This is a genomic window from Micromonospora sp. M61 (genome assembly GCF_018070245.1).
Lineage (GTDB): Bacteria > Actinomycetota > Actinomycetes > Mycobacteriales > Micromonosporaceae > Micromonospora > Micromonospora zamorensis.
Map to the genome: position 1 here is coordinate 39,957 of NZ_JAGPYA010000049.1, position 14,118 is coordinate 54,074.

Genomic DNA, 14,118 nt, shown 5'->3' on the forward strand with positions numbered 1-14,118 from the left:
GTCATGAACAAGACCGATCAGTCGTCGCACGGTTTCGAGGAGCAGCTCCTCACGGACCTGACCGCACACGTCGCCCGGCGGGCCGACCTGATCTCGGCGGCCCGTCCCGCCGGACGTCGTGCCTGGTTCCTGCGCGGTTGGCGCCTCGCCGGGGCGTTCGGGCTGGCAGTCGCACTGACCGCCGGTGCGCTGGCGGTCCAGACGATGAGAGTGGGCGACAAGCCGCCGCCCACTGCCAGCGCCGCGGAGATCTTCCGGAGGGCGGCCGACGCCGCCCGGCAGCAGCCCGAGCTCACCGCTCGACCCGATCAGTACGTCTTCACGGAGCGCCTGGCGACGACGCGGGAGATGCCGGACAGCGGCCCGTACATCACCATTCGCGTGCAGAGGTGGGAGTCGGCTGGGGGAGTCGCCCACGCGCAGACACGTTTTCGACCGGAGGCCGACCCGAACGGGTGGAGCGATCTGAGGGTGCACCGCATGGATGATCCCGTTGATCCCGACAAGGAGCTCGACGCGTTCCCGCCGCCCGCGTACCACGACGATCTGCCCACCGATCCGGACGAGCTGCTTCGACACCTTCGGGAACACCCGGTCGACCTGCATCTTCCCGAGGGTGCCGACGAAGAGGCCGTCTACGGGGACGTGAGCATGGCGTACACCACCGCGCGGTCGATGCTCGACGGTTACGTGCCGCCCCGAGCGCTGGCGGCGCTGTACGAGCTGCTGGCTCGGGAGCCCGGAGCGGTCGTCATCTCGGGCGACGTGGTGGACGCCGCCGGCCGGCACGGGGTGGCGATTCGGATGCCCGGCGTGATCGGTGGCCACGAGGACTTCATCTTCGACCGGGACAGCCACGTCTTCCTCGGCAGACGTGGGTCGGTGGTGCGCAACGGCAAGGAGTCGCTGTACTCGACTGCCGCGTTCATCCGGCTCGCCATCGTGGACCGACCGGGGCAACTGCCCTGACCGGTGCTGGGATCGCCTGTGCGCGGCTCACCGCGCCGATCTCCTACCCGGTTGGTCGGTCCTCACCCAGCCAGGAGAGGTCGCGTAGTGAGCCTTCCAGGTGCGCGATCGCGATGGTCGCGACGGTGTCCACGCCGACCCCGGTGTGGGCGACGATGCGCCGAGCCACAGTGATCGCCTCCTGCGGGTTGGTCGCCTCGAACAGCAGTGACACCAGCGCGCGTACCGCGGCGCACCTGCCGTCGATGTCCTCCAGCAACCGGGGGTGTCGCTCGACGAGCCGGGTGAGGCGGTGGTCGACCACCGCGTCGAGCATGGGCTGCGCCCGTCGCCGCAGCGTCGCCCGCAGTGCGGCCCCGCCGTGCGGGGCGCGCAGCAGGTCTGCCGGGTCGGCGCCGGCGCGGAACTCGGCCGCCAGCAGCGGGCCGGGACAGCGCGCCTGTCGGAGCAGGTGCCACGCGCGGTCCACCGCCGCGCGGCCCGCCGGGTCCGCGTCGAAGGCCGTGACCAGGCCCCGCGCGGCACCGGGCAGCTCCCGCAGGATGGTGGCCTGGGTGTCACTGAGGGTGGTGCCGCAGGGCGCGAAAGCCACCGCTCCGGTCCGGCCGGACCGGGAGTAGGACAGCCACACCGCGAGGACGTCGGCGGGCCCTTCGACGAGGACCGGGGTCCATCGGGCGGTGATGCGGTCCTGCTGCTCGGCGAGACCGAACAGCAGGTGGCTCTTGCTGTAGATCGCTGTCCGCGGGTTGTTGAGGTACTTCGGTACGTCTCCGGCATGTGGGCCGGCGCGGCCGAGGAATGCCACTGTGTGCCCGGCCGGGTCGCGTACCGGGAACATGACCCGGTCGCGGAACACGTCGATGAGGCGGTCCGGGCCGGTCCGGGTGCGGGTCGACAGGCCGGCGCCGATCAACTCCTCCGGTGTGAAGCCGGCGGCGCGCAGGTGGGTGGTCAGCGCACTCCAGCCCGGTGGGGCGTACCCGACCCGCCACGGCCACTCCCGCTGCACGAGGACACCGAGGCCGCGTTCGGCGAGGTAGGCGCGCGGCGCGTCGGCGTGCGCGAGCTGCGCGCGGTAGTACGACACCGCGGCGTCGACGGCCGCCAGCAGACGCCCGGGCTCAAGCCCGGCGCCGCGTACCGCTGGCGTCGGCTGACGGAGTCGGGGTGCGCCCATCGGCTACCTCCGGGATCCACGCTAGCTGCCGCCGGCCCGTCACCGCCAGGATCGGGGTACGCCCCTGCGTTCAGTACGGGTAGCCGGGAATGTTGAGTCGCACGCTGTAGAGGCCGGAGTCGTTCCGGGGGCCCGAGGTGACGTAGAGGGTCTGCCGGTCGGTGCCGCCGAACGCCACGTTGGTCGTACCGGAGGTGCCAGCCCGGATCGTGCCGAGTTGTGTGCCCGTGGGGGAGTAGACGTGCACCAGGGAGTCCGAGCCCGACGCCCAGTACACGTTGCCCGCGCAGTCGATCGTCGCGCCGTCCGGACCACCGATGTAGTTCACGAAGACGCTGCGAGCGCCGGTGCTGCCGTCGGGCTGGACGGCGTACTTGTAGATCTTGTTCTCGGAGTAGGCACCCACGTACAGTGCGGTCCCGTCCGGCGAGAGCGCGATGCCGTTGGGTTGGCGCAGCCGGTCGTCCACCAGTGACACCTGGCCGCCGGAGACGCGGAAGACGCTGGTACGCCCGCTCATCTGGTCGGCGCGGTTGCCGCGCTGGAAGTTCGGGTCGGTGAAGTAGACGACGCCATCCGAACGGACCGCGACGTCGTTGGGCGAGTTGAACGCCCGGCCCTGGTAGTTCGCCGCGACGGTGCTGCGGGTCCGGTCGCTCAGCCGGTACGCGGACACGCTCCGCTGGTCGTGGGTCGCCGCGACGACCTGCTGGGCGTCGGCGCTGAGCGCCAGGCCGTTGCTGCCCGCGTTGGCGATGAACGTGTCGAAGGTCGCCGGCGGGGTGAACCGACGGATCGTGGACGGCTGGACGTTGTACGGCCCGGTGCCCGCGGCCATGTCGGACATCAGGAGGTAGCCACCGTCGGCGACCCAGACCGGCCCTTCGAGGAACGAGAATCCACCCTGGATCCTGGGCGCTGTTACGGAACTGGCCGGTAGCGGCGGGCCGTATCCGGCCCCCGTCGGGCAGGCGCCTGCTGGCGTGCCGGGCGGATTGGCGAGCGCGCCACCGGCTGCGGAGTGAGCGCTAACATGAGCGGCACGCAGAGTGTCCGGGGGAGCGGCGGCGGCCCCGCTGGTGAGGGGTGCGGTGCTGAGCGCGAGGCACAGACCGCCCAGCGCGGCGATGGTGGGACGCCAGTTCATCGAAGACTCCTGTCGACGTCGGCGGGCGCGAAGCCCGGCGATCGACGGCGGGCGTGGTCGCGAGGGCGGCACGGCGCGCGCGGGCCGTCAACGTGGGTACGACGCAGCATATGCGACAAGCCAGTGATTAATGTCAATGCACGGTCTGTTGTTTTGCCAGATTTCCGGCGCAGTGGCCACTGCCTCAGGCGGTCGTGGACGGTCGCTGTGCCCTGATCCCCACGATGCCGGCCACCAGGAGCACCGCCACCGGCAGGAACGCGCCACCGATGCCCAACCCGAGCAGCAGCCCCCACGCGGTGATGATCAGCGCGGCCACCACGTCGGCGACCACTGTCAGCCGACCGATCCGCTGCGCGAGCACCGGCAGCGTCGCGGCCACCACTGGCACGCCGAGCAGGTAGCTGGCCGCAGCCCCGGAATCATCCACGGTGTAGGGAGTCAGCGCGGCGGCCACCAGCACCGTGATCACCAGAGCCGACCACCGGACCACCCGTCGAGCGTCGACCGGCTTGCGGACCAGGACCACGACACCGACGAGCAGGACGCCGACGATCGCCCCGACGGTCACCAGATCAATCATCGTGCCCTCCCGACCGCAGGTATGGTGCCGCCATGGCATCCCCAGTCTGGGCCGACGGTACGGCCTACGAGGCCTACGTGGGTCGGTGGAGCCGGCTCGTCGCGGTGGAATTCCTGCGCTGGCTCGACCTGCCGCGCGGGCTGCGCTGGCTCGATGTGGGTAGCGGCACCGGCGTGCTGACCTCGACCGTGCTGACGACCGCGCAACCGCGCCAGATCACCGGCGTGGACCCCTCCGAGGGGTTCGTGACGCAGGCCCGCGCCCAGGTCACCGACCCGAGGGCCGACTTCGCAGTCGGCGATGCCCGGGTGCTGCCCCTGCCGGACGACGCCGTCGACGTGGTGGTAAGTGGTCTGGTGCTGAACTTCGTACCCGAGCCGGCGCGGGCGGTGGCGGACTTCGCCCGCGTGGTCAACCCCGGTGGGGCGGTGGCCGCGTACGTCTGGGACTACGCCGAGGGAATGGAGATGATGCGGCACTTCTGGGACGCGGCCAGCGCGCTCGACCCCGCCGCTGCTGCCCGGGACGACGGCCGCGGCTTCTCGCTGTGCCGGCCGGATGTGCTCGAGGCGCTGTGGCGCGACGGCGGGCTCACGGACATCTCGGTACGGGCGATCGAGGTGCCGACCGTCTTCGCCAGCTTCGCCGACTACTGGACACCGTTCCTCGGCGGGCAGGGCTCCGCCCCGGCGTACCTGGCCTCGTTGGCGGAGCCCGAGCAGGCCGCCCTGCGGGATCTGCTCGCCGCCCGGCTGCCGCCCGGACCCGACGGGTCGATCCGGCTCACGGCCCGCGCCTGGGCGGTCCGTGGCACCCGGCCGACGACTGGCGCGTCGCCGATGTAGCAGCCCCGCCGGTGACTGGGAGAGGGGCTGCCAGCACCGTTAGCGCAGGTACGCGGACAACCGGTCGGCGAGCTGCTGCGGATGGCTGAACGACACCGCGTGGCAGCCGTCGATCTCATCCGGGGTGACGCCGAATCGGTCGGCGGCCACCCGGCGCTGGAAGTCCGCCGGAAAGAACTGGTCCTCGCGGGCGATGAGCACCTTCGTCGGCACGTCCGGCCAGGCGTTCAGAGGCCACGGCTCGTTGGCCTCGGCGCTGATCTGGTCCCGGTTGTGCGCCGCAGCCTGCGCGATCAGCTCGGCCGGCACCCCGTTGTAGAACTGCTCCTCCTCGGTGAGCCCTTCCGCGCCGCGATAACCGGTGTTGCCCCACCAGTCCCCGGGCTTTTCGCCGGGCTCGGGGATCATCGGTGTGAGCAGGACGATCAGCCGCACCGGCAGCCGGTCGGCGATCAGCGGCGCGGTGAACGCGCCATACGAGTGGCCGACGACCACAGGATCGCGCCGGTCGCCGATCGCGCTGACGACCGTGTCGCAGAACTCGGCGAACCCCGCCGACCTGTCCTCGATCGGCAGGTCCGGCACCACCACGTCGTGGCCGCGGCTGGTCAGCTCGGGGACCACGAGATGCCAGTCCCAGGCGCTGCCCCCACCGCCGTGGATCAGAACGAAAGTCGCCATGACCCGAAGCCTCGCACCCGGGTACGACATGCGCGTTGGCAAGCGATGAAGCCGCCCAGCGGCGACAATGGCAAGGGTGGCGCCCGCCTTCGTCCTGCACGATCACCGCAAACCACGGCCGCACTTCGACCTGCGGCTCGAGGAGGGCGGTGTGCTGCGCTCCTGGGCAGTGCCGCGGGGCCTGCCGGACAGCCCCCGCGACAACCGGCTCGCCATCGCCGTGCCCGACCACCACCTCGATCACCTCACCTACGAGGACGCCGACAAGTCGATCGCCGACATCGGCACCTGGGAGGAGCACGACCGCACCGACCGTCGGATGCTGTTCACGTTGCACGGCCGCACCGGCAGTCGGCGGTACGCGCTGATCCGCACCGGTGAGGGGTGGCTGCTCCACCTGACGAAGGAACAGCCCTCCGACGATCTCGGATAGTTGCTGTCGTCGACCCTCTGGACTTCACGTCTGCGCGGGCCGGGCGGTGCCGTCGGATCACCGCATCGCCTCTGCGAGGTCGGCGGCGGTGTCGAACGCGGACGCTGCCCGTGCGGTCTCGTCCGCGGTGAGCACGACACGATCGACTCGACTCAGCATCTCCGTCGCGGTCTCCTGGTCGTGCAGCACCATCGCCAGTTCGGCGCGGTAGACGAGAACCTCCACCTGTGCGACCGGGTCGTCGTCGGCCTGCGGCCGGGCCAGCGCGCTGTCGAGGATCCGGACGGCCTGGTGGACGTCGCCCCTGGAGTCGGCCTGCACGACGGCGTTCGCCAGGGCTTTGGCGAGCCGTCCGTCGGGCGTCGTGGCTGGCGCGGGCGTCGTGGTGGCGTTCTGTACGACGCGGATCCAGTTGCCACCCGGGTCGATGACGCTGAACCCGCCCAGACCGTCGTAGTTCTTCCGCGCCCGGGGCCGGGTCATCCGTGGCATGCCGGACACCAGCACCTTGCCGTACGCGGCCCGCATGCCCGCCGCGAACGCCCGGTGCAGTTCCCCGATATCCGAGGTGAGGACGAGGCAGGAGCCGTAGGACTGTTCCGGGTCGAACCCGGTCATCTCGAAGAAGTGCAGATGCAGATCCTCGCGCCGCAACGCCACGTACGGGCTGGGCTTGCGTTGTTGGTGCGTGGCGTGGAATCCGAGAGCCGCGTAGAAGGTGACGATGTCGTCGATGGACGCGCAGGGCAGCAGGGGAACGGTCACCTCGTTGGTCATGGCCTATTCCTAGGCGTCGCGGAGGGCCTGTCGCACATGGAAATAGCCGTCCGTCGCCTTCAGCGGGCCGATCGGGTGATGCGGCCGATGCGTCGCTGCGGCAGCGCCCTCCGGCGATCAGCACTCCGGCAGAAGCCTCGTCACCGCATAATCAGGGCGTGCGGTCCAAGAGCGACAATCCTCGTCTGGTGCGTCAACCCGGTCGGTTGATCTCCTTCAGCGACGCTGTGTTCGCCATCGCCGTGACGCTGCTCGTGCTGGAGATCCAACCCCCGCAGGACTTCGGGCATCTCCTGCGGGGCCTCGGCGCGCTGTGGCCGTCGTACCTGGCATACGCGCTGAGCTTCCTGCTCATCGGGCAGGTGTGGGTCAACCACCACGTCATGTTCGACCGGGTCCGGCACGTCGACCGGGAGGTCCTGTTCCTCAACACCCTGCTGTTGATGGTCATCGCCTTCCTGCCGTTCTCCACGTCGTTGCTCGCCGACGCGTTGCGCGCGGAACAGGGTCTGCGCGTCGCGGTCGTCGTCTACGGCGCCACACTGTGGACGGCGGCGGCCTTGTTCAACATAATTTGGGCCCATCTCCGCCGCGCCAAACTGCTGGACCCCGACCTGGGCCCCTTCGGCATCCGGGCCATCGGCCGCAGGTTCGCGCTCGCGCTGGTCTGGATCGGCTCAGGCATCCTCGTCGGCGCGTTCGTGCCGATCGCGGGTGTCGTCATCATCGCCGGCTTCCTGCCCGCCTACTACCTCCCCATCCGCGGCGAGTACGGCGAGGACACGGCCACCGACCGGCCCGGCTAGCCCCCCACGACCCCCGACGTTCGCGGATCGCCGGATCGCTGGGTGTCCCGGTGTGGACGCGGTCGGCGTCGGGTTAGCCTGCTGTCGTGGCGGGAGCTGAACTGGATGAGTTGATCGTCGCGGACGGCGACGGGCTTCGTGCGTGGTTGTTGGCCAACCACGCCACGTCACCGGGCATCTGGCTCGCACTGGCCAGGAAGGGCGGCACCGTCACCACGCTGACCTGGCAACAGGCGGTTGACGAGGGGCTGTGCTTCGGCTGGATCGACGGGCAGGCCCGTAAGCGGGATCAGGAGAGCTCCTGGATCCGGTTCACCCCACGCAGGCCCCGCAGCTCGTGGTCGCAGCGCAACGTCGCCAACGTGGCTCGGCTGGAGGAGCAGGGTCGGATGCTGCCTCCGGGCCGCGCAGCGGTGGACGCCGCGAAGGCGGACGGGAGGTGGGCGGCCGCCTACGCTCCTCCCTCGGAGGCCGAGGTGCCGGCCGACCTTCTCGCCGCGATCGCCGCCGACCCCGCTGCCCAGGCCATGCTCGACGTCCTCACCAAGGCCAATCGATTCGCTCTCATCCACCGCGTCAACGGCGTCAAGCGGGCTGAGACGCGGGAGCGGAAGATCCGCGAATTCGTCGCGATGCTGGCCCGCCACGAGACGTTCTATCCGCAGAAGGCCAGGCCAGCGGATCCGCCGCCATCGGCATAGCGCATCCGTCCGAGGGCGGCGGCAGAGGCGAAACGGCTGTACCGGATGACTGGTGGGCCGACGACGGGGATCCGCCGTGTCAGGAGTTAGGGGTGGGCCGACGCCGGCCGGGTCCGTAGATTCAGCTTCGGTTGCGTTTGTGCGGCCGCGAGGGGGCTGGCCATGCTGTTGCCGTCGTTGTCCGGAGATGTGCCCGATCGTGCGGACGCCGTACGCGTCGACGGCGACGCCATCTCCCGGGAGGCGTTGCGGGCCGCTGCGGGCGCGGTGGCCGCCGACATCGCCGGAGCCGGGACGGTGGCGGTGCTCGCCACCCCGAGCGTGGCAACGGTCGCCGCCATCGTCGGTGGCCTGTTGTCCGGGGTGGCGGTGGTTCCGGTGCCGCCGGACACCGGCGCGGCCGAACTCGCCCACGTGCTCACCGACTCGGGGGCCCAGCTGCTGCTGGCCGGTGAACCGGACGCGCCGGTGCTGGCGGACTGTCCGATACCCGTGGTGCCGGTCGACCCGGGCCGGCGTGGTGAGGTGCCGACGAGCGGCCCCGCCCCGTCCACGACCGGGTTGATCCTCTACACCAGTGGCACCACCGGCCCGCCGAAAGGCGTGCTGTTGAGTCACGCGGCGATCCGGGCCGGTATCGACGCGGTCGCGCACGCCTGGGACTGGACCGACGAGGACGTCCTCGTGCAGGGTCTGCCGCTCTATCACGTACACGGTCTCATCCTGGGTCTGCTGGGACCGCTGCGCGTCGGTTCGCCGCTGGTGCACACGCGGCGGCCGACCCCGGGCCGGTACGCGGCCGCCGGCGGTTCGCTGTACTTCGGGGTGCCGACGGTGTGGAGCCGGATCTGTGCCGAGCCGACGGCCGCCCGTGCGCTGTCCGCGGCCCGGCTGCTGGTCTCCGGCAGCGCGCCACTACCCGCGCCGGTCTTCGCCGAGCTGGAGGGGCTGACCGGGCACCGGCCCGTCGAGCGGTACGGCATGACCGAAACCCTGATAACGCTCAGTACGCGCGCCGACGGCCCTCGTCGAGTCGGGTCGGTCGGCCGTCCGGTACGCGGGGTGCAGGCCCGGCTCGTGGACGACGCGGGTGCGCCGGTGCCGGCCGACGGGCAGACCTTCGGGGCGTTGCAGATCCGTGGCGAGACGCTTTTCGACGGCTACCTGCACCTGCCCGACAAGACCGCCGAGACGTTCACCGCCGACGGCTGGTTCCGCACGGGCGACGTGGCGACGGTCAGCGAGGCGGGGGAATACCGCATCGTCGGGCGGGCCAGCGCCGACATCATCAAGAGCGGCGGATATCGGATCGGTGCCGGTGAGATCGAGGACTGCCTGCTCACCCATCCGCAGGTGCGCGAGGTGGCGGTGGTCGGCGCCCCGCACGACGACCTGGGCCAGGAGGTGGTGGCGTTCATCGTCGGCGAGCAGTCACTGGCAGCTCGTACGCTGGTGACCTATGTGGAAAAGCGGCTGGCCCGGCACAAAAGGCCGCGCCGTGTCCACCTGGTGGAATCGTTACCGCGTAACGCCCTCGGCAAGGTGCAAAAGACAACTTTACTGTCGCTGATGGAATCGGGTACGTTGCCGGGCGGTAACTGACACATGGCATTTCGGTGACCTGCCTGGCCGAAAGGTCGAGTTTGGCTGGGACCTTCGGTCAGCTAACCGGCTCTCATATTTTCGACCCGTGGTGACTGCTCGTAGTCTCTAGGCGAACACGGGGGGTGAGTCGTGCATTTAGATGTCTCTATCTCCAGGCCGAACTGGCTACGGTTGCAGGGCTGGGTCGCCAGCCGACCGAAACGACGGCGTCGAGCGACACCGACGCCGCGTCACCGCGGGGGAGGTGCTCGTGGAGGTACGGGTTCTGGGGCCGCTTGAGGTTCTGATCGACGGCAATCGGTTGGACCTGGGCGGACACCGGCAGCAGATCGTGTTCGCCAGCCTGGCGCTGGAGGCCAACCGGGTCGTCCCGGTGGGGCGCCTGATGGAGGCCATCTACGGCGACGACCTGCCCAGCACCTCGCGGGCCCAGGTGCAGATCTGCGTCTCGGCGCTCCGACGCCTGTTCAACACCCACGACCATCCGGACACCATCGTCACCCGGTCCCAGGGCTATCTGCTCCGGGTCACCGATGGCGACCTGGACCTCGACCGGTTCGTCAGTCTCGTCGAGGGCGGTCGCCGGGCCCGTTCCAGCCAGAACTTCGACGAGGCGGTCCGACACATTCGCGCTGCCCTTGCTCTGTGGCGTGGCCGTGCCCTCTACGGGCTGGAAAGCCGGCTGGTCCAGTCGGCGGCCAACCGCCTCGACGAACGGCGGATCAACCTCCACGAGGACTGCGTCGAACTCGAACTCGAACTCGGCCGGCACCGCGATCTCATCCCCGAGCTCTCCGACCTGGTCGAACAGCACCCGCTGCGCGAACGGCTCCGTGGCCAGCTGATGCTCGCCCTGTACCGATCCGGCCGTCAGGCCGAGGCTCTCGGCGTCTACCGGCAGGCCCGCCGCACCATGATCGATGAGCTGGGCCTCGAACCGAACCAGTGGCTTCAGCAACTGGAACACGCCATCCTCACCTCCGACGAGGAACTCGCCGCACCGGTCTCACCCGCGCCCGCCCCGCCATCGGCCGTCCCACCAGCGCCGATCTCCCCAGCGCCGCCGCTGCTGCTGCCCGTGCCGGTCCCGCCGGCGCTGGTCGTCGCACCGGTGGACGACCTTGCCCTCGGCGCGATCACTCCGCCGGTGATCGTCGCTCCCACCGAACCGGTCGTCCCGGTCACCGTGCCCTGCCTGCTACCCACGGACATCGCCGACTTCACCGGCCGGTCCAAGCAGATCGACGTGATCGAGCAGCAGCTGTTGATGGCCGCCGAGAGCCCGACGCAGTTCGCGGTGCCGATCGTGGTGGCAGCCGGTAAACCGGGCATCGGCAAGACCACCCTGGCCGTGCACGTGGCGCACCGGGCCGCGGCGCGGTATCCGGACGGCCAGTTGTTCGCCGACATGCACGGCCGCAGCCCACAGCGCGTCGGCCCGATGCAGGTGCTGGAACGCTTCCTGCGGACCCTCGGCGTCCCCGGGACCGCGATGCCCGAAGTGCTGGAGGAGCGCGCCGAGCTCTACCGTGACCTGCTCTCCGACCGCCGGATGCTGATCGTGCTGGACAACGTGGCCGGTGAGAGCCAGGTGCTGCCGTTGCTGCCCGGCACCCCCCATTCGGCGGTGCTGGTCACCAGCCGCAGCCGCCTGGCCGGGCTGCCGGGCGCTATCCACCTCGACGTCGACGTCTTCGACGAGGAGCACTCGCTGGAACTCCTGGCGCACGTCGCCGGCCGGGAACGGATCGACCAGGAGCCCGCCGCGGCCGCGCAACTGGCCTACCTGTGCGGGAACCTGCCCCTGGCGCTGCGGATCGCGGGCGCCCGACTCTCCGCCCGCCAGCACTGGACCGTCGAGCACCTGGTCGAGCGGCTCGACAACGAGGCGCGGCGGCTGGACGAGCTGAAGCACAGCGGGATGGGGATCAGGGCCAGCATCTCGCTCACCTACGACAGCCTCACCGAGGAGGCCCGCCGGCTCTTCCGTCGACTCGCGGTCCTCGACGTCCCGTCGTTCTCCGGGTGGGTCAGCGCCGCACTGCTGGACGAGCCCGTGATGGACGCCCAGGACCTGCTGGACGACCTCGCCGAGGCGCAACTGGTGGAGAGCACCAGCATGGGGCCGGGGCAGGTCCCGCAGTACCGGTTCCACGACCTGATCCGGGTCTTCGCCCGCGAACGGCTCGCCGCCGAGGAGACCGTCGCCGACCGCAACGCCGCCCTGTGCCGGGTGCTCGGTGCCCTGCTGTTCCTCGCCGAGGCCGCCCACTGCGGCCTGCACGGCGGCGCCTACTTCGTCCTCAACAGCGACGCACCGCGCTGGCCGTTGCCGGACCGGCTCACCGGCCAGCTGGTCACCCATCCCCTGAACTGGTTCGAACGGGAGCGGCACTCGCTGGTCGCCGGTGTGCGTCAGGCCGCGCAAGCCGGCTTCACCGATCTGTGCTGGACGCTCGCCCACACCGCGGTGACCCTCTTCGAGCCGCGCATCTACCTCAACGACTGGCGGGAGACCCACCGCATCGCGCTCGCCGCCAGCCTGGCGGCGGGTGACAGCCGGGGACAGGCCGCCATGCTCTACTCCAACGGCTCACTGTGCCTCGCCGAACAGCGGTTCGACGAGGCGCGCCGCGACCTGGAAGCCGCCGGGGCCATCTTCCGTGGGCTCGGCGACGAGCAGGGGCTGGCGCTGGTCACCCGCAACATCGCGTTCGCCGACCGGATCCGGGGCGACCTGCCGGCCGCCACCACCCGCTACGAGCACGCGCTGGCGAGCTTCCGGCGCAGCGGCGACCTGGGCGCGGCCGCCTACGTGCTGCACAGCCTGGCGCAGGTGCACACGGAGAGCGGCAATCCGCACGAGGCGCTGAGCATCCTGCCGGAGGCGCTGGCGTTGAGCCGCAGCGCCCGCAGCCGTCGGGTGGAGGCACAGGTGCTGCACCGGATGGGAGACACCTACCTCAACACCGGGGATCCTCTCGCGGCGGCGAGCGCGTTCGCCGAGGCGCTGGCGGTCGTGCAGGACATCGGTGACCCGGTCGGTGAGGCGTACGCGCTGCACGGCATGGGCGTGGCGCACATGACGGCCGGTGATCTGGTCGCCGCGGAAACCGCGCTGCACAGCGCGCTGAGCCTGGCGAGCACGGCCGGCGAGCGACTCATCGAGGCGCGGGTGTCGCTGGCTCTCGGGGAGCTCGCGCTCGAACGCGGCTACGCGACGCAGGCGGTGGTGCACCTGCACCGTGCACTGGGACTGTTCCGGGGCATCCGCGCGCCGAAGTTCGAGCAGCGGGTGCTGACCAAGCTGACCGAGGCGTACGTGGCGGCCGGCGGCCGGGACCACCCGGCGTCCGTGGCGGCCGAACCGGTGCGAGACAACGTCGTTCCGCTGGTGCGTCAACCTCGGCCGCAACGGCCGGATCGCACGGGCAGCGGTTCCTCGGTGGTGCAGGGTATTCGTCAGGGCTGAAACTCGGGGTGCTACCGGCCGGCTCGTCAGCCGTACCGGGCTCCCGGGACGTGCGCCCGGTGGCCGTTGATCAGATGGCCCGCCGGAACCCCACGCGGTGACGATCAGCCCCAGGGCTGGCTGGGGGAAGGGGTCGTGCTCGGCGTGGGGGTGGCCGCCGGGGCCGGGGCGGTGGCGCCGTCGGCCTGTGCGGCGGTCGCTCCGAACAGCCCGACCGTGATGGCGGCGGCGACGACGGCGAGGGCGATACGGGCCTTGACGGTGATCGAGACGTTGTTGCGCATGGCGATGTTCCTCCAGCTGAGGGGGGATTTCGTTCCGCCGTGTTCGGCGATGTCACCAACGTAGGAACGAGCCCCATCACCGCGTTATCTGTTCACCTGCCAACCCCTATCACCGCTATCGGATAGCGGCGGATAGCCGGCGATAGAACGGCGAAGGCCATCCGATAGCCAGCCGGCGCACAGTTCTGCCCAAGGCCGGGAATCCGGCAACCAACCGTCGCCCGTTCGCACTGCGGGCACGAGCGACGGGACTGACTGGCAGGTGAAAACGACATGAGTGTTTCGGCGCAAGCTTTGGACGGTGTGTTCGGCCGCCCCGCGGCGGGCATCCGGGCGCGACTCGAACGCGCCTCTGACGGCGGCTGGAAGCCGGTCGCCGACGCGGAGTCCGACCCCGACGGCCACATCGACGACTGGGCGGCAGAGCTTCTGGAGAGGGGCCCCTACCGGATCGTCTTCGACAGCGACCACTACTTCTCCGGCCTCGGCGTCAGCGCCGCCTACCCGGAGATCGCGGTCACCTTCCGCGTCCAGGACGAGTCCGACACCTGCCAGGTCCAGGTGCTCCTCACTCCCTACTCGTACTCGATGTACTTCGGCACCCGGGGATGAGTCAGGTGGCGCCCGGGCCGCGA

The 14,118-nt window shown here is 70.5% G+C and carries 14 protein-coding genes; 8 read left to right on the plus strand and 6 right to left on the minus strand.

Going from position 1 to position 14,118, the window contains the following annotated elements; genetic code table 11:
• The first annotated feature begins 3 nt into the window (after positions 1-3).
• Positions 4-969, plus strand: coding sequence for a CU044_5270 family protein (locus KBX34_RS24565; protein ID WP_210927167.1), 966 nt, complete (start codon positions 4-6; stop codon positions 967-969).
• A gap of 43 nt (positions 970-1,012) precedes the next feature.
• Here the strand turns inward: KBX34_RS24565 and KBX34_RS24570 are convergent, their stop codons facing one another.
• The 3 genes from KBX34_RS24570 to KBX34_RS24580 form a co-directional block, all read right to left on the minus strand.
• Positions 1,013-2,149: a toprim domain-containing protein gene (locus KBX34_RS24570; RefSeq protein ID WP_210927169.1), complete on the minus strand. Its 1,137-nt coding sequence runs from the start codon at positions 2,147-2,149 to the stop codon at positions 1,013-1,015.
• A 70-nt stretch (positions 2,150-2,219) separates the two neighbouring features.
• Complete coding sequence (locus KBX34_RS24575) at positions 2,220-3,296, minus strand: SMP-30/gluconolactonase/LRE family protein (RefSeq protein ID WP_210927171.1); 1,077 nt, start codon at positions 3,294-3,296, stop codon at positions 2,220-2,222.
• 184 nt (positions 3,297-3,480) lie between these two features.
• The gene (locus tag KBX34_RS24580) at positions 3,481-3,879 is read right to left on the minus strand and encodes a hypothetical protein (protein WP_157743963.1); all 399 of its coding nucleotides are present in this window, start codon (positions 3,877-3,879) and stop codon (positions 3,481-3,483) included.
• Positions 3,880-3,911: 32 nt separating this feature from the next.
• Here KBX34_RS24580 and KBX34_RS24585 point away from each other — a divergent pair, with 32 nt between their 5' ends.
• A complete protein-coding gene (locus KBX34_RS24585) occupies positions 3,912-4,724 on the plus strand; it encodes a class I SAM-dependent methyltransferase (RefSeq protein WP_210927174.1) in 813 nt (270 codons plus the stop codon).
• Positions 4,725-4,763: 39 nt separating this feature from the next.
• Here the strand turns inward: KBX34_RS24585 and KBX34_RS24590 are convergent, their stop codons facing one another.
• Positions 4,764-5,405, minus strand: a complete 642-nt coding sequence (locus KBX34_RS24590; RefSeq protein WP_210927176.1) for an alpha/beta fold hydrolase — start codon at positions 5,403-5,405, stop codon at positions 4,764-4,766.
• 67 nt (positions 5,406-5,472) lie between these two features.
• Here KBX34_RS24590 and KBX34_RS24595 point away from each other — a divergent pair, with 67 nt between their 5' ends.
• On the plus strand, positions 5,473-5,838 hold the full coding sequence (locus KBX34_RS24595; RefSeq protein WP_088947701.1) for a DNA polymerase ligase N-terminal domain-containing protein: 366 nt from the start codon (positions 5,473-5,475) through the stop codon (positions 5,836-5,838).
• A 57-nt stretch (positions 5,839-5,895) separates the two neighbouring features.
• Here the strand turns inward: KBX34_RS24595 and KBX34_RS24600 are convergent, their stop codons facing one another.
• Complete coding sequence (locus tag KBX34_RS24600; RefSeq protein WP_210927178.1) at positions 5,896-6,615, minus strand: VOC family protein; 720 nt, start codon at positions 6,613-6,615, stop codon at positions 5,896-5,898.
• Between the two features lie 158 nt (positions 6,616-6,773).
• Here KBX34_RS24600 and KBX34_RS24605 point away from each other — a divergent pair, with 158 nt between their 5' ends.
• From KBX34_RS24605 to KBX34_RS24620, 4 genes are all read left to right on the plus strand, one after another.
• Positions 6,774-7,421: a TMEM175 family protein gene (locus KBX34_RS24605; RefSeq protein WP_210927180.1), complete on the plus strand. Its 648-nt coding sequence runs from the start codon at positions 6,774-6,776 to the stop codon at positions 7,419-7,421.
• 86 nt (positions 7,422-7,507) lie between these two features.
• Complete coding sequence (locus KBX34_RS24610) at positions 7,508-8,122, plus strand: YdeI family protein (RefSeq protein ID WP_099852471.1); 615 nt, start codon at positions 7,508-7,510, stop codon at positions 8,120-8,122.
• Between the two features lie 162 nt (positions 8,123-8,284).
• The gene (locus tag KBX34_RS24615; protein WP_210927182.1) at positions 8,285-9,724 is read left to right on the plus strand and encodes an AMP-binding protein; all 1,440 of its coding nucleotides are present in this window, start codon (positions 8,285-8,287) and stop codon (positions 9,722-9,724) included.
• Between the two features lie 253 nt (positions 9,725-9,977).
• Entirely contained in the window at positions 9,978-13,199 is a 3,222-nt protein-coding gene (locus tag KBX34_RS24620; RefSeq protein WP_307871486.1) for a BTAD domain-containing putative transcriptional regulator, read from the plus strand.
• 104 nt (positions 13,200-13,303) lie between these two features.
• Here KBX34_RS24620 and KBX34_RS24625 read toward each other — a convergent pair whose 3' ends face one another.
• On the minus strand, positions 13,304-13,483 hold the full coding sequence (locus KBX34_RS24625) for a hypothetical protein (protein WP_088947704.1): 180 nt from the start codon (positions 13,481-13,483) through the stop codon (positions 13,304-13,306).
• Positions 13,484-13,756: 273 nt separating this feature from the next.
• On the opposite strand from KBX34_RS24625, the gene KBX34_RS24630 reads away from it, so the two are divergent.
• Positions 13,757-14,095: a hydroxyisourate hydrolase gene (locus tag KBX34_RS24630; RefSeq protein ID WP_099857337.1), complete on the plus strand. Its 339-nt coding sequence runs from the start codon at positions 13,757-13,759 to the stop codon at positions 14,093-14,095.
• Positions 14,096-14,118 lie beyond the last annotated feature (23 nt).

Bases quoted from the DNA above. Each gene is read 5' to 3' on its own strand.
- KBX34_RS24590 (WP_210927176.1), bottom strand. From the start codon at position 5,405: ATGGCGACTTTCGTTCTGATCCACGGCGGTGGGGGCAGCGCCTGGGAC.
- KBX34_RS24585 (WP_210927174.1), top strand. From the start codon at position 3,912: ATGGCATCCCCAGTCTGGGCCGACGGTACGGCCTACGAGGCCTACGTG.
- KBX34_RS24630 (WP_099857337.1), top strand. From the start codon at position 13,757: ATGAGTGTTTCGGCGCAAGCTTTGGACGGTGTGTTCGGCCGCCCCGCG.
- KBX34_RS24580 (WP_157743963.1), bottom strand. From the start codon at position 3,879: ATGATTGATCTGGTGACCGTCGGGGCGATCGTCGGCGTCCTGCTCGTC.
- KBX34_RS24575 (WP_210927171.1), bottom strand. From the start codon at position 3,296: ATGAACTGGCGTCCCACCATCGCCGCGCTGGGCGGTCTGTGCCTCGCG.
- KBX34_RS24595 (WP_088947701.1), top strand. From the start codon at position 5,473: ATGGCAAGGGTGGCGCCCGCCTTCGTCCTGCACGATCACCGCAAACCA.
- KBX34_RS24565 (WP_210927167.1), top strand. From the start codon at position 4: ATGAACAAGACCGATCAGTCGTCGCACGGTTTCGAGGAGCAGCTCCTC.
- KBX34_RS24625 (WP_088947704.1), bottom strand. From the start codon at position 13,483: ATGCGCAACAACGTCTCGATCACCGTCAAGGCCCGTATCGCCCTCGCC.
- KBX34_RS24615 (WP_210927182.1), top strand. From the start codon at position 8,285: ATGCTGTTGCCGTCGTTGTCCGGAGATGTGCCCGATCGTGCGGACGCC.
- KBX34_RS24600 (WP_210927178.1), bottom strand. From the start codon at position 6,615: ATGACCAACGAGGTGACCGTTCCCCTGCTGCCCTGCGCGTCCATCGAC.
- KBX34_RS24570 (WP_210927169.1), bottom strand. From the start codon at position 2,149: ATGGGCGCACCCCGACTCCGTCAGCCGACGCCAGCGGTACGCGGCGCC.